This window comes from Vreelandella sp. ssv, from assembly GCF_059448525.1.
Map to the genome: position 1 here is coordinate 4,179,966 of NZ_CM182545.1, position 22,870 is coordinate 4,202,835.

21 protein-coding genes are annotated in these 22,870 nt (G+C 55.4%); 6 read left to right on the forward strand and 15 right to left on the reverse strand.

Going from position 1 to position 22,870, the window contains the following annotated elements; translation table 11 throughout:
• Positions 1-241: 241 nt before the first annotated feature.
• From phoR to AC5TBW_RS19185, 4 genes are all read right to left on the reverse strand, one after another.
• Positions 242-1,540 carry a phosphate regulon sensor histidine kinase PhoR gene (gene phoR, locus AC5TBW_RS19170; protein WP_495510076.1) on the reverse strand — a complete coding sequence of 433 codons (1,299 nt, stop codon included), beginning with the start codon at positions 1,538-1,540 and terminating at the stop codon, positions 242-244.
• Between the two features lie 2 nt (positions 1,541-1,542).
• Complete coding sequence (gene phoB, locus AC5TBW_RS19175) at positions 1,543-2,232, reverse strand: phosphate regulon transcriptional regulator PhoB (protein WP_495510077.1); 690 nt, start codon at positions 2,230-2,232, stop codon at positions 1,543-1,545.
• A 123-nt stretch (positions 2,233-2,355) separates the two neighbouring features.
• Entirely contained in the window at positions 2,356-3,249 is an 894-nt protein-coding gene (gene ubiA / locus AC5TBW_RS19180; protein WP_495510078.1) for a 4-hydroxybenzoate octaprenyltransferase, read from the reverse strand.
• 35 nt (positions 3,250-3,284) lie between these two features.
• Entirely contained in the window at positions 3,285-3,908 is a 624-nt protein-coding gene (locus tag AC5TBW_RS19185) for a chorismate--pyruvate lyase family protein (protein WP_495510079.1), read from the reverse strand.
• Positions 3,909-3,945: 37 nt separating this feature from the next.
• Between AC5TBW_RS19185 and AC5TBW_RS19190 the strand changes: the two genes are divergently transcribed.
• The 4 genes from AC5TBW_RS19190 to AC5TBW_RS19205 all read left to right on the forward strand — a co-directional run bounded on the left by AC5TBW_RS19190 (position 3,946) and on the right by AC5TBW_RS19205 (position 6,890).
• Complete coding sequence (locus AC5TBW_RS19190; protein WP_495510080.1) at positions 3,946-5,136, forward strand: NAD(P)/FAD-dependent oxidoreductase; 1,191 nt, start codon at positions 3,946-3,948, stop codon at positions 5,134-5,136.
• A 127-nt stretch (positions 5,137-5,263) separates the two neighbouring features.
• Positions 5,264-5,536, forward strand: coding sequence for an HU family DNA-binding protein (locus tag AC5TBW_RS19195; protein ID WP_007112276.1), 273 nt, complete (start codon positions 5,264-5,266; stop codon positions 5,534-5,536).
• Positions 5,536-5,892, forward strand: coding sequence for a hypothetical protein (locus AC5TBW_RS19200; protein WP_495510081.1), 357 nt, complete (start codon positions 5,536-5,538; stop codon positions 5,890-5,892). The genes AC5TBW_RS19195 and AC5TBW_RS19200 overlap by 1 nt, the downstream gene beginning before the upstream one ends.
• An 80-nt stretch (positions 5,893-5,972) precedes the next feature.
• The gene (locus AC5TBW_RS19205; protein ID WP_495510082.1) at positions 5,973-6,890 is read left to right on the forward strand and encodes a LysR family transcriptional regulator; all 918 of its coding nucleotides are present in this window, start codon (positions 5,973-5,975) and stop codon (positions 6,888-6,890) included.
• On the opposite strand, the gene epsC is transcribed toward AC5TBW_RS19205, so the two are convergent.
• The 7 genes from epsC to AC5TBW_RS19240 form a co-directional block, all read right to left on the reverse strand.
• Positions 6,887-7,648: a serine O-acetyltransferase EpsC gene (gene epsC / locus AC5TBW_RS19210; protein WP_495510083.1), complete on the reverse strand. Its 762-nt coding sequence runs from the start codon at positions 7,646-7,648 to the stop codon at positions 6,887-6,889. The two genes, AC5TBW_RS19205 and epsC, sit on opposite strands and share 4 nt — an antisense overlap.
• 11 nt (positions 7,649-7,659) lie before the next feature.
• The gene (locus AC5TBW_RS19215; RefSeq protein ID WP_495510084.1) at positions 7,660-8,535 is read right to left on the reverse strand and encodes a VOC family protein; all 876 of its coding nucleotides are present in this window, start codon (positions 8,533-8,535) and stop codon (positions 7,660-7,662) included.
• A gap of 75 nt (positions 8,536-8,610) precedes the next feature.
• Positions 8,611-10,176, reverse strand: coding sequence for an aldehyde dehydrogenase family protein (locus tag AC5TBW_RS19220; RefSeq protein ID WP_495510085.1), 1,566 nt, complete (start codon positions 10,174-10,176; stop codon positions 8,611-8,613).
• Positions 10,173-11,252 carry an NAD(P)-dependent oxidoreductase gene (locus AC5TBW_RS19225; RefSeq protein ID WP_495511993.1) on the reverse strand — a complete coding sequence of 360 codons (1,080 nt, stop codon included), beginning with the start codon at positions 11,250-11,252 and terminating at the stop codon, positions 10,173-10,175. Before AC5TBW_RS19225 ends, AC5TBW_RS19220 begins: the two co-directional genes overlap by 4 nt.
• Positions 11,195-12,352, reverse strand: coding sequence for a M20 aminoacylase family protein (locus AC5TBW_RS19230; RefSeq protein ID WP_495510086.1), 1,158 nt, complete (start codon positions 12,350-12,352; stop codon positions 11,195-11,197). The genes AC5TBW_RS19225 and AC5TBW_RS19230 overlap by 58 nt, the downstream gene beginning before the upstream one ends.
• A gap of 10 nt (positions 12,353-12,362) precedes the next feature.
• On the reverse strand, positions 12,363-12,857 hold the full coding sequence (locus AC5TBW_RS19235) for a hypothetical protein (RefSeq protein WP_495510087.1): 495 nt from the start codon (positions 12,855-12,857) through the stop codon (positions 12,363-12,365).
• A complete protein-coding gene (locus tag AC5TBW_RS19240) occupies positions 12,844-13,662 on the reverse strand; it encodes a DUF3100 domain-containing protein (protein ID WP_495510088.1) in 819 nt (272 codons plus the stop codon). Before AC5TBW_RS19240 ends, AC5TBW_RS19235 begins: the two co-directional genes overlap by 14 nt.
• 235 nt (positions 13,663-13,897) lie before the next feature.
• Here AC5TBW_RS19240 and yccS point away from each other — a divergent pair, with 235 nt between their 5' ends.
• A complete protein-coding gene (gene yccS, locus AC5TBW_RS19245; RefSeq protein ID WP_495510089.1) occupies positions 13,898-16,084 on the forward strand; it encodes a YccS family putative transporter in 2,187 nt (728 codons plus the stop codon).
• A gap of 14 nt (positions 16,085-16,098) precedes the next feature.
• Here yccS and recG read toward each other — a convergent pair whose 3' ends face one another.
• Positions 16,099-18,177 carry an ATP-dependent DNA helicase RecG gene (gene recG / locus AC5TBW_RS19250; protein ID WP_495510090.1) on the reverse strand — a complete coding sequence of 693 codons (2,079 nt, stop codon included), beginning with the start codon at positions 18,175-18,177 and terminating at the stop codon, positions 16,099-16,101.
• On the reverse strand, positions 18,174-19,103 hold the full coding sequence (locus AC5TBW_RS19255; protein ID WP_495510091.1) for a hydrogen peroxide-inducible genes activator: 930 nt from the start codon (positions 19,101-19,103) through the stop codon (positions 18,174-18,176). Before AC5TBW_RS19255 ends, recG begins: the two co-directional genes overlap by 4 nt.
• A 218-nt stretch (positions 19,104-19,321) precedes the next feature.
• On the opposite strand from AC5TBW_RS19255, the gene AC5TBW_RS19260 reads away from it, so the two are divergent.
• Entirely contained in the window at positions 19,322-20,203 is an 882-nt protein-coding gene (locus AC5TBW_RS19260; RefSeq protein WP_495510092.1) for an SDR family oxidoreductase, read from the forward strand.
• Positions 20,204-20,212: 9 nt separating this feature from the next.
• On the opposite strand, the gene AC5TBW_RS19265 is transcribed toward AC5TBW_RS19260, so the two are convergent.
• On the reverse strand, positions 20,213-20,602 hold the full coding sequence (locus AC5TBW_RS19265; RefSeq protein WP_022521094.1) for a RidA family protein: 390 nt from the start codon (positions 20,600-20,602) through the stop codon (positions 20,213-20,215).
• Positions 20,603-20,712: 110 nt separating this feature from the next.
• Positions 20,713-22,860, reverse strand: coding sequence for a RelA/SpoT family protein (locus AC5TBW_RS19270; RefSeq protein ID WP_495510093.1), 2,148 nt, complete (start codon positions 22,858-22,860; stop codon positions 20,713-20,715).
• Positions 22,861-22,870 lie beyond the last annotated feature (10 nt).

The window sequence follows — 22,870 nt, forward strand, 5'->3', positions numbered from 1 at the left end:
CAAGCCAGCATTTCCTGCGGTCATCTTTCCTATCTCATAACTTGCATTGGGTATGCCAGAAAGACTAAATAAAATATTAAAAACATAAAAATCAACAACTTAAATAAATACAATATATATTATATAGAGCTATTATAAGCGTTAGACAAGGTTAAATACTGTGTAAAAATGGCACATGAGCAAAGTTTTACCAATCTTGCATGCCAATATTGCACACCTCTACAAGAATTGTGCATCGAAGTTACTGACTGGGCGCTAGAAGGCGAGAGGCGGGAAATGAACAGCGGAATAGCGCGCCTTTACCGGGATGGGATTCAATCTGTAATTGCGCGTCATGGCGTAACAATACGTGCTTAACAATGGCTAAGCCTAAACCTGTGCCACCCGTAGTGGTACTGCGGCCTTTATCGACACGGTAAAAACGCTCGGTTAGCCGGGGAATATGAACGGGATCGATACCTTCACCATTGTCTTCCACATCAATACAGCCGCCGCCTGTCGCACTAGCTTTCCAGCGCAATGTGATGTGGCTACCTGCTGGCGTATAGCGAACGGCATTGAAAGCGAGGTTAGAAATGGCGCTACGAATCTCCTGCTCACTACCCAGCAGACGTGCATCGCTTTCGAGTGCGACAGTAATAGTATGCCGCTGATGCGACAACGCCAGCGCATCAGCACAGATGCTTTGCAGTAAAGGGCCCAGGGGCAACGGGTGATGGTCTTTACCGCCCTGATCGATTTCCAAGCGCGAGAGCAGCAGTAAATCGTTGACCAAGTTCTGCATTCGCTGTGTCTGCTCCTGCATTTGGTGAATACTTTTACCAAGTCGCGGGGGGAGCTGATCAGCGATATCGCTATAGGTTTCTAAATAACCGGAAAGTACCGTTAGAGGAGTGCGTAGCTCGTGGGAAACATTGGCGACAAAATCACGCCGCATCTGCTCAAGGCGATGCAAGCGGGTGATATCTCGTGCCATTACTAGCCGCTCATCGTCACCATAGAGGGTGATTTGATACTGCAAGATGCGGCGCTCATCAATGGGTGAGGTTAGCGTTAGAGGTTCACTATAGTTGCGCGCATTGAAGTAACTAATAAAACTTGGATCGCGCAGCAGATTGGTAATGTGTTGGCCCCGATCATGGGCAGTTTGTAACCCCAACATGGCGGTGGCGGCGCTATTCCACCACTCTAAATCACCGTGGCGATCAAGCATGACCACACTGTCGCGCATCGCTTCTGACGACTCTTGAATACGCGCTAAAGTAGAGCGCAGCCTGCTTTGCGTTATACGTTGGCTTTTCTGATAGCGGTATAAACGATCAAACAACTCGCCCCACATGCCACGAGCGGCAGGCGGCTCGTCGTGAGGGTGAAGAGTCAGCCACAAATAAAGTTCGCGTAGTTGCCGCAAATGATAAAACAGACATACCCCAAGCCCTGCCGCAAGCCCTAGCCCTGCTGAGCCCAATAACCAGCCCAGACAAGTTCCTAGCGTGGCCAACCACGCTAGTCGCCACAGTTCACGGCTCCATAGGCGCACATTTACACCCGTGCAGAGAAACGGTATCCGGTGCCCCGAACCGTTTGAATCAGATTTTGATGCACATCACCCAACGCTTTGCGCAAGCGACGAATATGCACATCGACCGTGCGCTCCTCGACATACACGTTGCCACCCCATACTTGGTCAAGCAGTTGGCTACGCGTGTAAGCGCGCTCTTGATGGGTCATAAAAAACTGCAGCAACCGATACTCTGTTGGACCCATTTCAAGCGCTTTGCCGTGAGCACTTACCCGGTGGCTTACCGGATCCAGCAGCAGGCCATTAATCTCAATCGGGTCCTCAACGCCACGTGGCGTCGCACGACGCAGCACCGCTTTTAGCCGTGCCACTAATTCTCGGGGAGAAAATGGCTTGGTGATATAGTCATCTGCACCGGCTTCAAGCCCTTGAATCTTATTATCCTCTTCGCCTTTAGCGGTCAGCATAATAATGGGCATTTCAGCCGTGGCTTCTTCGCGCTTTAAGCGCCTAGCTAGCTCAATACCGCTGGTGCCGGGCATCATCCAGTCAAGCAGCAATAAATCCGGTTGGTGGTCGACGACCATGGCATGAGCATCCTGGGCGTTATCTGCTTCGAGCACGCGATAGTCAGCCATTTCCAGCGCGACCGCGATCATTTCGCGAATCGACGACTCATCATCGACAATCAGAACGGTCTTGGCGGTCATACCAGAGCCTCACGGTGTTCAAAAAGAATTAGCTCGAAGAAAACTAGCTCAAAGAAAAACAATTCAATGACATGTCAGTGACGATAACACCATGACTTGATGACAATTACATGACAATGGCTTCTATTGACCCGCCACCGGCCACCAACTTAGCGCAATACCGGCAAAAATCAGTAAACCCGACCAATGATTATTGAGAAACGCCTGGAAGCAGGCATCTCGCTCACGGTGGTGAATCAACCGCTGTTGGTGGAGAAAAGTCGCTGCCATGGCGACAAGCCCCAACCAGAAAAATCCACCTAAACCGACTCGCCACCCAACCCATGCCAACAGCATCAGCGTGGACACCTGCAGCAAACCAATCATTAAGCGATCTGCCCTACCAAACAACACAGCCGTCGATTTAATACCAATTTTTATATCATCGTCGCGATCGACCATGGCGTACTGGGTATCGTAGGCCACCGTCCACAGCACATTTGCACCGAAAAGCAGCCACGCTTCCAGCGGCACATGGCCCAACACGGCGCCAAAAGCCATTGGGATCGCCCATGAGAATGCCGCCCCCAACACCACCTGTGGAAAGTGGGTATAGCGCTTCATAAAAGGGTAAATAATGGCCAGCAGCACACCGCCCAGCGAGAGTAAAACCGTAAACCAATTGGTCAGTAACACTAAAATAAATGCCGCGGCGACCAACCCAATAAACAGCAGTTGTGCCTCGGTTTCACTAATGCGGCCCGTCGCGAGCGGACGGCTTTTAGTGCGTTTCACATGGCCGTCGAAATGACGGTCTGCATAATCATTCACCACACATCCGGCTGCCCGCATGACATAAACGCCCGCAATAAAAATCAGCAGGGTATTTCGGCCTGGTACCCCTTCAGCGGCAAACCAAAGCGCCCAAAGCGTCGGCCACATCAACAGCCACGTGCCAATGGGTCGATTCAGGCGCATCAACTGTAAAAAATCTGCTACGCGAGACCATCCCTTCGGCCGCAACAGTGAACGATCCATGCTTACCTCACGAAAAATAAAACGCAGCTGTTAGCCTAGCGCGACGGCAAATCAAGTTCATCCGCCATCGCCCGCAAAAAATACTCTTGAACCAGTAACGATAACCCACCGTGCTTATAGCCCTGATGAAAAACTGAGCGCCGGCCCCAAGCGCAGCGACTGTCGATTCCATTTACACTAGCAAACTGAGGGGGGTGAGACGTAGCTTCGACCGGTCCACGCACTAAACCGGGTTGTCGAAATAGCCAGCTACCCAGCGAGCGCTCACCTAATCCTTCCAAACGCTGGCCCTTTAACTGCGTAAGCGGAGCAACTGACCGCGCCACCACCCACGGTGTTTCATCTAAGCACAGCGCGACTTCACGCAGCCATGCGTAACGCTTGGCGCCAATACCAAGTAGCTGAGCCTCATCAGGTCGAGGCCAGCCGACCCCCTGGCGTAACAGTCGAACCCGAAACTGTTTCTCATCACCCGCGGCAATTAAGCGAGCGGTTAATGAGTCGGTAGAGGCAACCCACTGCCACCAGGGAGGGCTCATGGCAGGCCGTGCAGCAGCAACGGGACGCCAGCGCGAAAAGAGGGGAGTTTGCCGAAAAGCTGCAGGCGTCACCAAGTTCTCCAGGGCAATAAACGGGCCGGCTAGTGTAACATGCGGCATTAACAGGCTTTTGTTTCAGCGACTTTTTGGTGTCTGCATGCCCACATCACAACCAGAGCTCTCTTCGTCCCACGCTGCGCTGGTCATTATTGGTACTGGTATGGCTGGGATTGGCCTTGCCCGCGCCTTGCGCCGCTTAGGCGACCAACGCTCAATGACGCTAGTGACTGCAGACAGCGGCGATGACTACAGCAAACCTCTTCTATCTACTGGTTTTGCCAAAGCTCTGCCGCCCGATAAATTAGCACAGCGGAGTGCCACAGAGCTTGGCAATGAATTGAAAGCCCGAGTGGTTATCCACACCCCAGTTCGCGCACTGGATGTGGATAACCGCTCAATCCTTCTTGAAGAAGACCAAGTGCTTAGCTACGACACGCTAGTATTAGCCACTGGCGCTGCACCACGGCTGCCCTTCAGCATTGACTCTAGCGTGGCCTCGCGCTGCTTTACTATCAATGACTTAGACGACTACCGTCGCTTTCATCAAGCATTAGGCCACGACCCTGCACGGGTGGCAATTGTGGGCGCCGGGCTAGTGGGGTGCGAATTTGCGAATGACCTGCATGCCGGGGGTCATCACGTCAGCGTCATTGCCCCCGAAGGAACCCTGCTGCCTCGGTTGCTGCCGCCCCCCTTAGGAAATGCTCTAGGCAATGCCTTTAGCGAAGCAGGTATCCGTCTTTACCTTGGTCGATCGATTGAGTCCATAGCACTCCGCCATGATGAAAACACCATTCTACAGCTGGATAACGGCGACATCGTCAGCACTGACATCGTACTAATGGCAACCGGCCTAGCCCCCCGCTCGACACTTGCCGAAGCTGCAGGTCTCAGCGTTTCGCCTCGCGGCATAGAGGTGGATCGCCAACTGCGTACGTCCCACCCTGATATTTACGCCTTAGGTGATGTGGCCTGCGTTGACGGGGTCAACGCCATGTATGTACAACCGCTGCAAGCGAGCGCCAAGGCGCTGGCAGCTACACTTACGGGCACCCCAACGCCCGTCAGGTTTGGCGCTTGGCCTGTCACCGTTAAAACACCTCTGCTGCCAGTCGTCGCCTACCCGCCAACCACCCCACCTGAAAGGTGGCGAATTGAAGGCGAAGGGGGTGATATCAGTGCGTTAGCTGAAAATAAAGACGGACGTTTGATTGGTTTTGCGTTGACAGGGGGCTGCGTGAGAAGGAAAGTGGAGCTTTCCAGAGCAGCACCTACGCTGCTAGGCTGATTTTCGTCGCGTTCACGACTAGGCTAGAAAAGCTAACCTATTGTTGGTGACGCACCTAACAACATGCATTTGCTTTACGTTCGATTCTTTATTAAAAGTTCGATTGTTTACTAAAGGGAGATTCCTTATGCGCAAACCTGAACTCGCTGCTGCTATCGCTGAAAGTGCCGACCTGTCCAAAGATAAAGCAGGCCAGGTCCTGAATGTTATTCTGGATGAAATCACTAATAGCGTTGCTAAAGGCGAAGATGTCGCTCTGATCGGCTTTGGTACTTTTACGGTGCGTGAGCGCGCAGCGCGTACCGGCAAAAACCCGCAAACCGGCGCTCCGCTGCAGATTCCGGCCAGCAAAAATGTTGCCTTTAAGCCAGGCAAAGGACTTAAGGACGCCGTTTCCTAATGAAGCTCAAGCTGACGCTGTGGCTGCTGGGCGTACTGCTCAAACGCGCCCTGCGCCGCAAACCGCGCTTTCGTGAACAGCTAGAGCGTATGCGCGGTCTGGACTGGGGAATTGCCACGGAAGATTTAAGCATTGCTCGCTACTACCGCATGACGCCGAAAGGCATCAGCACTGGTAAAGGGCTGCCCGTGGACTTGGACCTTGAGCTACGTTTCCGTGATCAGGATACCGCCTTAAAAGTGCTCAAAAAGCCAACCCAGCAGGCCTTTCTTGACGGCATGATGAGTGGCAATGTGCGCTTAGTAGGCGACTCCGCCGATATGAATAAGCTGCAGAAACTGCTCAAGTATCTGTAGCGCTTCTTGATTGGCATTAGGGTAACAATTCAGGCTAAACATATTTAGACCAAGAAAAAGCAGGGGTATAACAGCTATCGATGGACATCCCTCATCAACGCTTAGTGTACTTCCGCGTTACCCTTGAGTCTGGCTCGGTTCGGCGTGCTGCAGCGCGCTTGGATATCGCTCCCTCGGCAGTCAGTCGGCAGATCGTGTTGCTGGAAGAAGCCTTGGGAGCGACGCTCATGGAGCGTCAGCGTGATGGCATTTCACCGACCCCGGTCGGTGAAATGCTGCTTGAATACTGCGAACGTCGTGGGGCCCTTGATGAAGGTTTTATTGCCTCTCTTGAGTCCTACCAGCGCATGGAAACCGGCAGAATATCCCTTACGGTAGGAGAAGGTTTCGTCAGCGACTTAGTCGCCTCCCCGCTGCATGAATTTATCCAGCTTTATGCGGGTATCCAACTCGACATCCATACCGCGGGTACCTCGGGCATAATTAACGCCATTGTCGGCGATCACAGTCATATCGGTTTGATGTTCCATGAGCGTACCCATCCTCAGCTGCGCTTTTGGTCATCTACTCCTCAGCCACTCATGGCTATTCTGCCGCCCAACCACCCTTTGACCAGCCAAACGGCACCGATCACGCTGACTCAGCTTAGCGATCAGCCAATGGCCATGTGGGACACCACCCATGGCGTGCGTCAAATGGTCGACCAAGCATTTCAGCAGTCACGCATAGTCCCGCGCATGGCAATGAATACCAATTCAATGGTGGTATTAGCACAGTATGTGCGCAGCGGCATGGGCATCACCCTGCTGCCTGCCTTTGCTGTCGCACACGATTTGGAAGCTGGTACGCTAGTGGCGCGCCCGGTTGATAATCCGCTGTTCCAGCGCTCCCAGGCCCACATGGTCACGCGGGTAGGCAGGCAACAGCCAAAAGCGAGCATTCTGCTGTTACGCCATTTACAGCGTTGGATGCAGGCCTTTCGCGATGTGGCGAATTAGCGTGCTGATGCGGGCAAACCAACAACCGTGACGCCTGCAGCAACGCTCTTAGTCACAATAGCGCCAGCCCCTATTCGAGCGCCCTCACCAACCTCAATATTGCCGAGCACAACGGCGTTTGCACCCAAAAAAGCATTCCGCCTAATTTTGGGGTGACGATCACCATCAAGCTTACCCGTTCCCCCTAATGTGACGCCCTGAAAAAGGGTGACACCATCTTCCACGACGGCGGTTTCGCCAATCACAATGCCAGCTCCATGGTCGATAAAGATATCTTTGCCAATACGCGCCGCAGGATGAATATCCACGCTGAATGTACAGCTACAGCGAAACTGGAGATAGCTCGCCATACTTTTCCTAGCGGTTGTCCACCAGACATGACTGACGCGATGACACTGCAGTGCTCGATAACCGGAAAAAAAGAGCAGCGGTGTAAAAGGCTCTGGGATGGCAGCGTCTTCTTGTAGTAACACCCGCAAATCACCCAGTGCGGACTCAACGATCAGCGGATATTCTGCAAGCACAGCGCGTATCTCTGCCAGCGCGGTTGCATACGGAATATGGGGTGAGGAGAGCGTCTCAGCGATCACAACGGCAAGTGCCGACGCAAAATCGCTATGATCAAGCACAGCATGGCGGTAAAAATCCGCTAATAGCGGCTGCGACCGGGAGGCTTCAAGAGCGGCTGACTGAATCGCCTGCCAGAGTGCACTATGGTCACTCATTGCGTGAATGCCTGTACCTGAAGTCGTGGTCATGATGGGTATTCTCACACGCTGGTTTGAGAAAAACGTAGCACTGTGCCGCCCAGTACCTCCGGCGGTATATCGGCCTCATAAGCGTTCAGTGGCAAAAAAGGTAGCGTATGCGCCTGCCAGTGACGCATCGCCACGGCAATATCTTCACAGGCCATTGTCAGCGCCACCGCCCTGGAGGGCACCGACGGAAGCCCTGCCAGCACCTCAAAGTGCTCACCTATGGCCCAGTCGCTTAATAAATGGCAATTCCCTTTATCGGTGTGGATTTTAAACCCTCCCGTTTGCGTTTGAATCGCTTCATCACCATGGATACGACGAAAGTGCTCCAAGTCTCGGGCAGGGTTATCTGACACATACCAAACATCGGTTATCGACGTTGCCGTATTCGCGTGCTGCTCAAGGGTAGGATCGGTGCGAAACAGATCAGGACGTAATTGCTGACATAAGAACTGAGTAAGAAAAGGCTGCACAGGGTTATGCAGAATATTTAGCGCGACGCCCACTTCTACATCACCACTGGCAAGATGCGCCATACGGCGAAACTCAATAGGTGAATGGGCTGCAAAACCACGCATCGTCAACAGCGTATGATCTGTCGACATTGCTTCACTTTCTAATGCCACCATGGCGATCCCCTCGCCAACGGCTAAACGATCTTCCACCACTTTTGCAAATTGAAAGCCGTTGCTATCCCGATAAGTCGTTAGCTCCGGATGTGCAATGCCAATCAATTCAATGAAATTATTGTGTAAAAAAAGCAGGTGGTTATCGGTACCCCAGGGGTGACTGTGGCGCGGGTTGAGGGTAAAACCCAATGCTGCCGCACGCTCGGCCGCTACATCTAAATCGGCTACCGCGATTAAAGGGTGATCAATGCCAAAGCTCATAGCAGTACCTCCTCACGATGCTGGAGCGAAGCGCCCCAGCTGGTTAGATCAATATCGTCAGGTGCCATAGGACAATCACCCAACGCCGCTACCGTAGCCAAACGCGACGCTAGCCTCTGGCGCGGTTTCCACCCAGACGCTTTGCGCTACCGTGTATTCGCGCAGGCCGTCCAAACCACTGGAGCGGCCGAAGCCGCTATCGCCAAAGCCACCAAACGGCGACATCACGCTGATCGCCTTGTAGCTATTGATCCATACCGTGCCCGCACGCAGTTGCCCAGCCACACGATGCGCCCGCGCTACATCCTGACTCCAAACGGCGCCAGCCAAACCAAAGCGAGTTTCGTTGGCGAGCTGAATGGCTTCGGCTTCGTCCTCAAAGGCCATGGCGATCAGCACCGGACCAAACACTTCTTGCTGAGCGATCTCCATCTCTGGCGTGACATCGACCAGCACGGTAGGGGCGATAAAATAGCCGTGGGCCCCGTCTGGCAGTCCTTCGGGACGCTTGCCACCCGTTAACACTCTCGCACCTGCCGCTTCGGCGGCCTCAATCATCCGGGTAACCTGCTCAAATTGACGGCGATTCTGCAAAGGCCCCATGCGCGTCGCTTCATCACTGGGAAGGCCGACCGCAATCTGTTCCGCGGCCCGGGCCAAACGGCTGGTGACCTGCTCAAACACCGAGCGCTCAATCAACAGCCGTGAGCCCGCCACACAGCTCTGCCCTGCGGCGGCAAAAATGGCCGCTTGGGCACCGGCGACGGCTTCGTCCAGCTTGGCATCGGCAAAGACGATATTGGCAGATTTGCCCCCCAGCTCTAACACGCTGGGCACCAACCGGCGTGCGCCCGCTTCGGCAATCATACGGCCACTCTGGGGAGAGCCCACGAATACCAGCTTGCTGATGGTGGGGTGATCGGTCAGCGCGGCGCCAGTCGACTTGCCCAGCCCGTTGACGATATTGATCAGCCCTTTAGGAAGCCCTTGACCGAGCTTTCCAGAGCCTTCAAGCAGCTTGGCAATCACCACCGATGAGAAGGGGGTCAGTTCAGAAGGCTTCAATACTACGCCGTTGCCCGCCGCAATAGCCGGGGCCAGCTGCCAGGCACAGGTAAACATCGGCGCGTTCCAAGGGGTAATTTGCCCCACCACGCCATAAGGCACATGGCGTACATAGTTAAGGTGCGAGGTCGGCACTGGAATCACTTCGCCGTGCTGCTTGTCGCACCAGCCCGCGTAGTACTCGAACATCTCACGCACCTTGCCCACTTCAGCGCGGCAGTCGCGAATCGGCTTACCGGCAACGACGCTTTCCAACTGCGCCAGCGCTTCTTCATGGCCCTCTAGCCCTCGCAGGGCCGCATTCATGCGTCGCCCACGCTCACTGGCGGTTAACGCCATCCATTCACGTTGCCCATGCGCAGCCGCTTGAGTAGCACGCTCAATCAGCGCTGCACCCGCATCGCGATAGCTCACCAGGGCTTCGCCGGTGGCCGGATTGCTCAGGGTGATTTCCTCACCCTCTCCTGCGACTAACCCGCCATCAATCCAATTACTTAAAGGCGTGGCAGCGGCTAAGCCGAAACCTTCAAGCAGTTCAGCAAGATGGACACAGGCATGTTGGCTAAGTGAGTTCATTGGTTGCCCTCCACTTGGCTGCCACGCGCTAATATCGGCGTGGTGATATGGTTAAAGTCATCGCTATCAGCTGGCTGTTCGGGGTTCGCGTGCCAGGCATCGACCACGGCTTGCAGCAGCGGTAAGGGAATATCCAATTGATCAGCGGCATCCCGCGCCAGGCGCAGATCCTTACGCATCAAGCCGGAAGTAAAACCAGAATCGAAGCGCTCGCTCAGCACCCACTCGGGGAAGTTCACCTCGCTAATGGCGCTGCGCCCGGAACCACTATTGATGCCCGCCAAACAGGCGGCGGGATCCACACCGGCTTTGGCAGCCATTGCCACGGCTTCGGAGGTGGTTAACAAGTGCGCGGCACACAGGTAGTTATTGGCAAGTTTCACTACATGGCCGCTGCCAGGGCCGCCCACATGGGTGCGCTTAGCTGACATCGCTTCCAGCATCGGCAATACCCGCTCGATAGTGCTTTCATCGCCACCTAACAACATACCCAGTTTGCCACTGGCAGCGCCTTTGGGGCCGCCGCTGACGGGGGCGTCCAGCCAATGAAGACCCGCTGCGGTTACTTTTTCGGCTAATACTCGACTAACGGCAGGATCGCTGGTGGAGGTATCGACAATCACACTGCCTTTCGGCGCCAGAGTGAGTAAGCCAGGGGATTGCTCAATCACCTCACGGACATGAGCAGAGGTGGGTAGCGAAAGCAGATACACATCGCTAGCGGGCAGCGCATCGGGCGTTACCACCGCCAGGCCCTGAGCCGCTAAACGCGACCGCGCTTGCTCAAACACATCGCTGCCGGTGACTTCAAACCCTGCTGCTTGGAGGGTGAGCGCCATATTGCCGCCCATCTGCCCCAGCCCGATAACGGTAATGGTTAAAGACATACTAGAACTCCCTACAGCGCTTTTTTGGTAACGAGACGCCGCGTTCGGTGTTGATTTTTGGCGTAGACACTCCCCTACCCAGTGGGCATCAGAGAGCGAATAACGCTTGTCGTTGAGGAAAAGGTGGCGATTTAGACGAGCAGTGCTCTTACCAGCTTCACCCAGTAGCGCGCGCCCAACGGCAACAATGCATCGTTGAAGTCATAGCGGGGGTTATGCAGCGAAGCGGAATCTTCGCCGTTGCCCATCCAGATATAGGCGCCTGGACGCTCAGCAAGTAGGAACGAAAAATCTTCAGAGGCCATGCTTGGGGGCGGGTTACGCTTGACGTTGTCGCTGCCGAGCAAGTCTTCCAGCACCGTGGCGCATTGCTGGGCATGTTCCGGTGTATTAATAGTCGCCGGGTAGCAGCGCTGGTAATCCAGCTCAACGGCTAAGCCGTGAAACTCTGCCAAACTGCCAATCGCCTGCTTAAAGCGCGCTTCCAAATGCTCCTTAAGCGCCATATCAAAGCAGCGCAGCGTGCCGCGTAGCTCGACCTGCTCGGGAATCACATTGAAGGTATCCCCGGCGTGAATGCTGGTAATACTCAGCACCGCCGACTTGTCCGGTGGCGTTTCACGGCTCACCAAGCCTTGCAACTGGCTGATCAGTTGACAGCTTGCCAGCACCGTATCGATGCCCAAGTGTGGCATCGCGGCGTGGCATCCCTTGCCAATCAGCTTTAAGGTGAAAATATCGAAAGCCGCCATCACATCGGTGTCATGCACCGCTGCCTCACCTACCGGCAGGCCGGGCCAATTATGCAGGCCGTACACGGCATCCATGGGAAACCGCTCAAACAGGCCCTCTTCGACCATCACTCGCCCACCACCTGCACTCTCTTCGGCGGGTTGAAAGATAAATACCACCCGGCCTTTGAAGTCCGGCTGCTGCTTTAACGCCCAGGCGGCACCCAGCAGCATGGTCGTGTGGCCATCGTGGCCACAGGCGTGCATTTTTCCAGGCGTTTGCGACGCGTAGTCCAGCTGTGTTTCTTCACGAATATCCAGGGCGTCAATATCGGCCCGCAGGCCGATGGTTTTACCCTGACCCTGTTGACCATCCAGGGCGGCTACCACACCCGTGCCGGCAATCCCGGTGGTGACCTCAAAGCCCCACTCAGTCAGCAGTGCCGCAATACGTGCACTGGTGCGGTGTTCCTCAAACGCCGTTTCAGGGTGCTGGTGGAAGTCGTGTCGCCACGCTTCTAATATTTCGCAATCCGGTAAATTGACTGGGGCAGTCATCGTCTTATCCTTAAAGCATTATGTGAGCGACAACAGCAGAGCCGATAAAGGTGCCGGTGAATACCAGTAAGGCCACGATCACCAGCTTCCAACCGGTTTGCTTAAACATGGCAAACTCACGCCCGGTCAGTGCCAGCCCTGCGTAGGCCAATACCGGCGTGACCACCGCCAAGAAATCCACCTCCGCCAGCCGTGCGATGATCCAGCCATTACCCGGGAAGAACGGTAGTGTTGCGATAATGCTAATCAACGATACCCAAGCCACGCTGGGCAGGTAAAAAGGGCATACGCGCCCGATGACCAAGCCAATAATGACCATGACATACAGAATCAGCATGCCGGGCAGCGCATCTAACAATGGTGAGCCGTTAACCACATTACTGAACCATGCCGCTACACACACCGCCGCTAGCACCAGCGCCGTTTTACCTAACTGGTTTTCAGGGCGCAGCTCTTTGAGCGCTTCGGCATCGAACTGATCCACCGTATTCTCATGAGTTTTCATGGCTAACCTCCTGGCGAGAGCCTTTCAGGCGCGTATACATCCACTCGGTCACCGGTAACGCAATAAACAGCGAAACATACAAACCGGTTGCGTAAGTGAGCAAATTACTTGCCCCTGCAAAGGCGAGCAGCTCGTCTTTAGAGGCCGGTACCGCTTCGGCTAAGGCTGCCGAGCACGCCGCCACCATACTGCCACTGCCTACCCCACAGGCCATGGCCAGAGCACGGATATCGAGAATATCCAGCGAGGCGATATAGCCCGCCATTAAGGCGAAGTAGAGCGTGCCGAACATAGTGCCCACTACGTAAACGCCCATAATGCCGATACCTTCAGGGCTTCTCAGCCCGTAACGGTCTGAAATAATGGCAATATTGGGTTCGCGGGCGATAGAGTAAGTCGCACCGATCGCTTCACGCCCCATTTTGAGAACTACGACAGCAAAGGGTAGCGCTATGAGCATAGTGCCGAGATTGCCCAGTTCCTGGAGTATCAGCGCGGGGCCAGCGGCGATAATCTGCTCAATCGCGGGCCCGATGGTAGAACCGAACTTGGCAATAAACGGCAAAATAGCAATCAGGATAATCGGGCCTGCCGCATTGCTGACCGGCTTGGGTATCACCTTGCCCATGGCCGAAAAAAGGTGGGGGTTGAAGATAACGCCGATGATAAAGGCGTAAAGCAAAGGGAGTAATAGTAGTGTTCCCGGCCCGAGTGGAATGCGCACAATACCTATCCACTCGGCAAACATCGACGTCACAATCACCGTCAGGTGGAGACGCCAGTCCAGCAGTAGCTTGAGATCCATTGAAGTGTCCCTGTTTTTTTAGTGTCACTCCGAGTATCGAAAGGTTACCGTTTCAATCATAGGGCTTTAGTGCGCTATTTTTTAGAACACTCTATTATTGTGGGGGGTGAGAACTACGTATGGCACTGCTAAAGCGTCCCATGCCAATCGTTGAAGTAAGTAGCGACATCGGGCACTGTAACCCTCTCTATTACTGCATTATACTAAAGTCTAATAATTACCGATAAGAGCTTCTATGCCCATTTCTTTGCCCCTGCGGCGCCTTTGGACTCTCGATAAATTCGCCTACAGTCTGCGCGTTTTTATAGCGTTCAGCGGCGCGTTGCTGTTCAGCGGCCTATCGGGCGATGTCGCACTGGTTATTCCGCTATTTCTGGGCATTATCGCCTGCGCACTGTCGGAAACGGACGACAGCTGGCAAGGTCGCTTTCAAGCCCTGCTGGTCACGCTGGCCTGTTTTACGTCGGCGTCCTTTATTGTTCAGTGGCTGTTTCCCTGGCCATGGCTATTTGCTATTGGTCTGGGGATTTCGACTTTTACCTTGATTATGCTCGGCGCTATCGGCCAGCGTTACGCCACGATAGCCTCTGGCACACTGATACTGTCGATTTACTCGATGATCAATATTGAACAGCACGGCGGGGTGGATGAGGACGTAGCCGCCCGCCAGCTACTGCTGCTGGCAGGAGCGGTATGGTACGGGTTAATTTCGATAGTGTGGTGCGCGCTATTTTCGCGCCAGCCGGTAAAGCAGAGCATGGCCCGAGTGTACAAGGCGTTAGGCGAGTTTTTGATCTTGAAATCGGCGCTGTTTGAGCCCGTACGTGGTGTTGATGTAGAGGCACGTCGGTTAGCGCTGGCACGCCAGAACGGCAAAGTGGTCGATGCACTCAATCAAGCCAAAGAGATGATTTTTAGACGTTTAGAAGGCCAGCGCGGCGACCGCAAACTGAATCGTTACCTGCGGATCTACTTTATCGCCCAGGATATTCACGAACGCGCCAGCTCGACCCACTACCCGTATAGCGCGCTCAGCAAAGCCTTTTTCCACCACGATGTACTGTTTCGCTGCCAGCGGCTGCTGGATCAACAGGGGCGCGCCTGCCGCCAACTGGCTAAATCACTGCTGCTCAACCGGCCGTTTGACCACCAGCAGAGCGAAGAGGCGCTGGCCGATTTACACGCTTCAATAGAGAACTTACGCGACCGAGGTAAGCCCGAGTGGCGCCCGCTGCTTTATCCACTAAGTGCGCTAGCAGAGAACTTGGCCACGTTGGAAAACCAGCTCGCCAGTGCCCACAACCCAGGTGTCAGCGATGAACGGCGCGACAGCTCACTTTATGACCGCTCACCGTCAAGCGTGCTGGAAGCATGGAAGCGGGTGCGTCTGAATTTTACCCTTGGCTCTCCCACCTTTCGTCACGCGGTGCGACTCTCTATCGCACTAATGACCGGTTACGGGCTACTGCAGTGGATCGACCCCGAACAGGGTTTTTGGATTCTGCTGACAACGCTGTTTGTCTGCCGACCCAACTTCGCCACCACGCGACGCTTCCTATCTCAGCGGATTATGGGCACGGTACTCGGCTTGGTGGTGGGCTGGGCCTCGATCAGCCTCTTTCCGCACCCGCTGGTACAAAGCATGATCGCCGTGGCCGCAGGGGTGTCGTTCTTCGCCAACCGTGAAAAACACTACGTGATCGCCACCGCCTCCATCACGCTGCTGGTGCTATGCAGTTTCAACCAGGTAGGCGATGGCTATAACCTGATATTGCCGCGCCTGTTCGATACCTTGATCGGCTCGCTGATCGCCGGCTTAGCGGTATTTTTTATTCTGCCCGACTGGCAGGGGCGTAGGCTCTATCGCGAAGCCGCCAACGCGCTGAATAACCACCGTCGCTACCTGGAGGAGATTATCCACCAGTACGAAGCAGGCAAGCAGGACGACTTGGCCTATCGCTTGGCGCGGCGTAATGCTCATAACGCGGACGCGGCACTCTCCACGTTACTGACTAATATGCTCCACGAGCCGGGGCATTATCGGAAACTGGATGCGGACAATGGCCTGCGCTTTCTGGTGCTCTCCAACACCCTGCTTAGCCACCTCTCGGCGCTAGGTGCCCATCGCCACCAGTTGGCAGATGATGAGGACGACGCCACCTTGGTACCCGTTGCCAAACGCATTGGTGAGCTATTAGGTCAGATCGCTGAGCAGCTAAATCAGCGCCAGCCGGTTGAGGCGCTAACGGAGCAAGCCACTGAACTGTTAACCCAGTTAGAAGAGCAGAGTGGGGCCGCAGCGGACGAACAAGCCATTGCTCTCTATCGCCCTATTCAGAGCCAGCTACGCCTTATCGCCGGGCAGCTCGCCCCACTGGGTGAAGCGGCCAATCGTCTGGTGGGTAGTGAAGCGTCTACCTAAAGTAGCGCTAGCGTTCACACTTGGCCGTAACGCCCTGCGGCCTCACCTAACCAACGGCGTACCAGTACGGCGGTGACGTCGGGATTGCCCTGCAGCGTTTGGGCCATGGCGCTCACTCGCTCCAGAAGGTCGGCATCGCGTTCCAGGTCGGCGATTTTCATCTGCGCCAGGCCGGTTTGGCGGGTACCGAGGACTTCGCCGGGGCCGCGGATTTCCAAATCTTTCTCCGCAATACGGAAGCCATCGTTGGTTTCGCGCATGACCGCCAAACGTTGGTGAGAGCTTTTCGATAACGGCGGGTGGTAGAGCAGCACACAGAAGCTTTCCGTGCTGCCCCGCCCAACTCGGCCACGTAACTGGTGGAGCTGGGAAAGCCCCAGCCGCTCAGGGTTTTCGATAATCATCAGGCTGGCGTTGGGCACATCTACGCCCACTTCAATCACCGTGGTCGCTACCAGCAAATCCAACTCACCGGCTTTGAACGCGGCCATTACTTCGGCTTTCTCGCTCGACTTCATGCGCCCGTGAACCAAGCCCACCGCCAGCTCGGGCAACGTCGCTGTCAATTCATCACGGGTCACTTCGGCGGCCTGGCACTGCAGTACCTCAGACTCATCAATGAGTGTGCACACCCAGTACGCCTGACGGCCTTCGCTGCAGGCGAGCCGAATACGCTCAACCACTTCGGGGCGACGCTCATCGGGCACCACCACGGTTTTCACCGGCGTACGGCCAGGGGGCAGCTCGTCAATCACCGAGACATCCAGATCCGCGTAGGCGCTCATGGCCAAAGTGCGGGGAATCGGCGTGGCGGTCATGATCAGTTGGTGCGGGGTTAGCCCGCCCGCTTCGCCTTTCTCGCGCAATGCCAGGCGCTGATGCACGCCAAAGCGGTGCTGCTCGTCAATAATCGCCAGCCCTAAACACTCAAAGTGCACGTCATCTTGAAACAGAGCGTGGGTGCCCACCACCATACGCGCGCGGCCGTCGGCTATCGCTGCCTTGGCATCCAGCCGCGCTTTGCCTTTAAGCTTGCCGGCCAGCCACGCCACTTCGATACCCAGCGGCTCAAACCAGGCTTTAAACGAGCGGTAATGCTGCTCGGCGAGTATTTCAGTCGGCGCCATGATCGCTGCCTGACAGTTGCCTGCCAGGGCGCACAGCGCGGCCATGGCGGCGACAACGGTTTTACCCGATCCCACATCGCCCTGGATCAAGCGCAGCATCGGCGCGGGGCGACTCAGGTCGTGGCCGATCTCCTCGAGCACCCGCCGTTGGGCACCGGTTAAGGCAAACGGTAGTTGGGACAGAAAGCGCGCCTGCAGGCTGCGCCCGGAGGGAAGCGTGGGAGCGCCATCCGCCTGAATGCGCAGGCGCACCTCGCGCAGGCTTAATTGGTGAGCGAGCAGCTCTTCCAGCGCCAGCCGCCGCGTGGCCGGATGTTGGCCGCTGGTTAACTGCTCTATATTCACATCGGGTGGCGGTTGGTGCAGCAAGTGCAAGCTGGCGTGGAGGCCCGGTAGCTGAAAGCGCTGTAGAAGGGCATCGGGAATTACGTCTGGCAACGCTTCGGGGGCGTTGTCCAGCAGCCCGAGCGCCTGCTGAGCCAAAGCGCGTAGCCGCAGTTGGTTGAGCCCTTCGGTGGTGGGATAAATAGGCGTGAAGTACTCTTCCACCGGGGTTTCACTGCCGCCACTCTGGCGATATTCGGGATGATAGATCTCTAAACCGGTGGCGCCGGCCCGCGCTTCACCAAAGGCTCTCACCGTGGCGCCGGGACGCAGCTGTTGCTGCTGAGCAGGAGAGAAGTGAAAAAAGCGCAGGCTCAAAATACCGCTGCTATCGCGGAGCCTCACCAGCAGGCTACGGCGGCGCCCTTTGACGACGTCGCAGGCGGTCACTTCCCCCTCGACGACCGCTTCTTGCCCGGCACGCAGCAGGCCGATGGGCGTAAGCCGCGTGCGGTCCTGATAGCGCAGCGGCAGGTGAAACAGTAGGTCGCTAACGCGCTCGATCCCCAACCGACCAAGCTTTAGCGCCAGCGCTTCGCCCACGCCTTTCAGCGCCGTAATGGGCGCGGAGAGATCGCTCATGGGGTGCTTTTCACTGCCTGAGTAGGCTGCTGACAGTGGCTGATCGCCTGAATCAGCGCCTCAATGGCTTTGGGCCGGGGAAAGCTCGCTCGCCAGGCAATCGCAACGGTTCGCGATGGCGCTGGCGCCACAAACGGTCGACTCACCAGCATGGCATTCTCATACTGGTTGGTGCCCAGCGCCGACTGCGGCAGAATGGTAATACCCAGCCGCGAAGCGACCATATGGCGAATGGTTTCCAGCGAGCCCCCTTCTGCAATCAGCGTGTTGTTAGGACTATTGAGCTTTTGAGTAATGGCCGGACAGGCTTCCAGAATCTGGTCCCGGAAGCAGTGGCCCTCACCCAGCAGCAGCAGGCGCTCTTCCAGCAAGTCCTCTTTATTGATCGCCTCCCGTTCAACCCAAGGGTGATTGGCAGGCATTAACACTTCAAAATCCTCGTCGTAGATCGCCTTGGTGACCACATCGGTTTCAGTAAATGGCAAGGCCACAATAATCACATCCAGCTCACCGCTTCTTAACTTGGCGCGCAGAGTACCGGTCATTCCTTCTTCAATATACAGTGGCATTTGCGGGGCTGCGTTGGCCAACGCAGGCACCAAGTGAGGAAACAGATAGGGGCCAATGGTGTATATCGCCCCAATGCGTAGCGGGTTGGCCAACTGATCTTTGCCGGTACTGGCCAGCTCAAAAATCAGCGTGCTCTGTTCCAACACACGCTGAGCCTGGGCAACGATTTTTTCACCCAGAGGAGTCACTTGAACGGTGGACTTAGAGCGCTCAAATAGCGGTGTCTCAAGCTCCTCCTCCAGCTTTTTTACCGCCACCGAGAGCGTCGGCTGCGAAACGTGGCAGCGTTCAGCTGCGCGGCCAAAGTGACGCTCCTGGGCAAGGGTTACGATGTAGCGAAGTTCTGTTAAAGTCATAGCGGTGCCAATGGCATCCTCTCGTAGCAGCTCGTGACTAGGATTTGTATGAACATAAGATGTGTATGCAAGACCTAGCATCATGACAGTCAACGGGATGGAAAAGGACAAGCAAGCTCTGCCGCCGGTCTTCTCACCCGACAATGTCATGGTTCAATGTCATCGTTGGTAGAGACTTTGCATCTAATAGGGAATATTAATCAAGAGGAGTGAGCACGGTGAAGCTAACCGTACTGATTATCGGCTGTGGTGATATTGGGATCAACCTAGGGCGCGAGTTGCTTGAGGAAGGGCACCAGGTCATTGGCTTACGTCGCAATGTCGAAGCCTTAAAGGGAACCGGCATTAAAGCGTTAAAGCTGGATTTAAACGGTCTTGAAGACGCCGACGCCAAAAGCCTGCCCCAAGCCGACTATGTGGTTTATACCGTCAGCGCTGACCGTTTCGAAGAGAGTGCTTACCAAAGCGCCTACCCGGAAGGGTTAAAGCGCGTGCTGAGTGTGATGGAGCAGCACGAAAAGCCGCCGCGTCGGGTATTTTTCGTCTCTTCCACCAGCGTACATGGCCAGCAGGAAGGCGAAGTCGTTAACGAGGAGACGCCTCCCGATTCAACGAGCTTCTCTGGCACGCTGATGTGCGAAGCAGAGCAGGCACTGATCAACCATTCATTGCCCGGCACGGTGATTCGTTTTTCCGGCATTTACGGCCCAGGGCGTGATCGTCTAATACATCAGGTGGCTGAAGGTCGTGTGGCGGCGATCACCCCCGTGGTTTACTCCAACCGCATTCACCGTGACGACTGTGCTGGCATTATTGCCCACCTAATTCGTTATCAGGAGAGCGGAGAAGCGTTGGCCGATATCTACCTGGGCAGCGATTGTGAGCCGGTCACCATGCATAACGTGATGATGTGGCTTGCCAAGCAGTTGAAAGTAGAAGCGACCGAGACCATGCAGTCCCCTTTGCGCCGCCGGACCAGCAAGCGCTGCGATAACCAGCGCATATTGAGCACTGGTTATCAGTTCCGCTTCCCCAGCTACCGCGAAGGCTATTCACAAGTGCTCAAAGAGGGCGGATTCCTAGAGGTGAACAAGGTCTAACGGATTAGGTTAATCGCCAATCACCATCACCGCTTCCGCTTCCACCTGGCTGCCTTTGGGCAGTGCTTTCACGCCAACAGCGGCGCGAGCGGGGAAAGGAGCGGTGAAGAACTCCTCCATGACTTGGTTAACAATCGCAAAGTTATCCAAGTCGACCAAATACAGATTCAGCTTCACGATATCGCTCAACGAGCCCGCCGCTTCTTCACACACTGCTTGCAGATTGGTGAAGACTTGGCGTGCCTGAGCTTCAAAATCCTCAGACACAATCGCCATGGTCGCGGGGTCAAGTGGGATCTGCCCGGAGAGATAGACCGTGTTACCCGCTTTAATAGCCTGGGAGTAAGGGCCAATGGCAGCGGGGGCTTTGCTGGTGTTGATAACAGCCTTATTGCTCATGCGATGTCTCGCTCCTTTAATGGGTAAAAGTCGTTCGAAATAGCGCCCATCCGACTCAACCAATAGCAGACACTACCGATATAGCATCAGTATGTCGTTCTTGTGGGGTGTTAGTTGGCGAGCCGGGTAATTTTGCCAACGTTGGGAAGGTTGCGGATACGTTTAATGATGCGCGCCAAATGCACGCGGCCTTTCACTGACAGCGTTAGATTGACGGTGGAAAGGCGAGCATCACGCTCCTCAATGCCAATACGCTCGATATTGGCATCGGCATCGGTCACTAGCCCGGCCAGTTCAGCCACCAGCCCGCGCCGGCTCTCAATTTCAATGCGAAGCGCGACCGGGAAATCGTCATCAATCGTGTCCGACCACTCCAACGCAAACAGCTTGTCGGGATCGTTTTTATCGGCAAAGTTCTTATCCACCACGTTTTTACACTCAGCACGATGCACGACCAAGCCTTTGCCGGTAGAAAGATGGCCCACCACTGGATCGCCTGGCAGCGGATGGCAGCAGCGCGCAAAGTTAATCACCATGCCTTCACTGCCGCTGATCATAACGGCTTTGCTGCCTTCAACGCCGGCAGGATGTTGATAGGTATCATCGCCGTGCGCAGCATCGACTAACCGGCGCGCGACTACGTGGGTCATCCGGTTACCTAGCCCGAGCGACTCTAACAGCGACTCTTCAGAAGAGACATCCAGCTGTTTAAAGGCACGTTTCAGGGTGCTCTCATCCAGCTCTTCAAGGCTGGTATCGAACGGTGCCAAGGCTTTATTGAGTAGTCGCCGACCCAGCATCACTGCTTCGGTCTGCTGCTGGTATTTCAGCGCATGGCGGATCGCCGAACGCGCCTTGGCGGTGGTAACAAAATTAAGCCAGGCAAGGTTCGGGCGCGCACCGGGGGCGGTGATAATTTCCAGCGTCTGCCCGCTTTCCAAGCGCGTTGAAAGCGGCGCCAAGTGGCGATCTATCCGGCACGCAATGCAGTTATTACCGATATCGGTATGCACGGAGTAAGCGAAGTCGATCACGGTTGCGCCTTGCGGCAGTTCCATGATGTCGCCTTTAGGCGTAAACACGTAGATATCGTCGGGGAACAGGTCGTTTTTAACGTGTTCGATAAATTCTAGCGAATCACCTGCGTGGCGCTGCATTTCCAGCAAACTTTTAACCCAGGCGCGCGCACGAGCGTGGCTGCCTTCGGCAATCGGGTGCGACGTCTGCCCTGCCTTATAAAGCCAGTGAGCGGCAATGCCGTTATTGGCCATGGCCTCCATTTCACGGGTGCGTATCTGCACCTCAATGGGCATCCCTCGGGAGCCAAACAGGGTGGTATGCAAACTCTGGTAGCCATTAGCCTTGGGAATCGCAATATAGTCTTTAAAGCGCCCGGGCACCGGCTTATAGAGGTTATGCACCACGCCTAAAATTCGATAACAGCTGGCCACGTCTTCAGTAATGATGCGAAACCCGAAGACATCCATGATTTCAGCAAAAGGCTTACGCTGGTCGCGCATTTTTTTGTAGATCGACAAAAGGTGCTTTTGACGCCCAATCACCGTGCCGTTCAGGCTATCTTCATCCAGGCTTTTTTGCAGCGAAGACTGAATTTCGCGCATCGCACTGCGCCGATGGCCACGCGCTTTAGCCACCGCACGCTTAATACGCTCGGCACGCATCGGGTGGATCGCTTGAAAGGAGAGATCCTCAAGCTCAACGCGGATAGTGTTGATACCCAAACGCCCGGCAATGCGCGCATAAATTTCCAGGGTTTCACGAGCAATGCGGCGCTTCTTATCAGGCCTTAAAGCACCCAACGTACGCATGTTGTGCAGCCGATCCGCCAGCTTGACGATGATGACGCGAATATCCCGCGACATCGCCAACACCATCTTCTGGAAATTTTCCGCTTGGGCGACGGCTTTGTCTTCAAAGGTGATCTGGGTAAGTTTGGATACCCCATCGACCAGCTCTGCTACCGGCTTGCCAAACTGGGTCACCAGGGCCTTTTTGGAGACGCCGGTGTCTTCGATAACGTCATGCAGCATGGCAGCCATCAGGCTTTGATGGTCCATATGCATATTGGCAAGAATATTCGCCACCGCTAGCGGGTGGGTGACGTAAGGCTCGCCTGAACGCCGCCGCTGGCCATCATGGGCCTGCTCAGCGTAATAAAAGGCGCGTTTGACCTGCTGGATTTCATCCGGGGGTAAATAGCCGCCGAGCCGATCGGCCAGGTCATCAATGGTGAACATCTACCGCGCC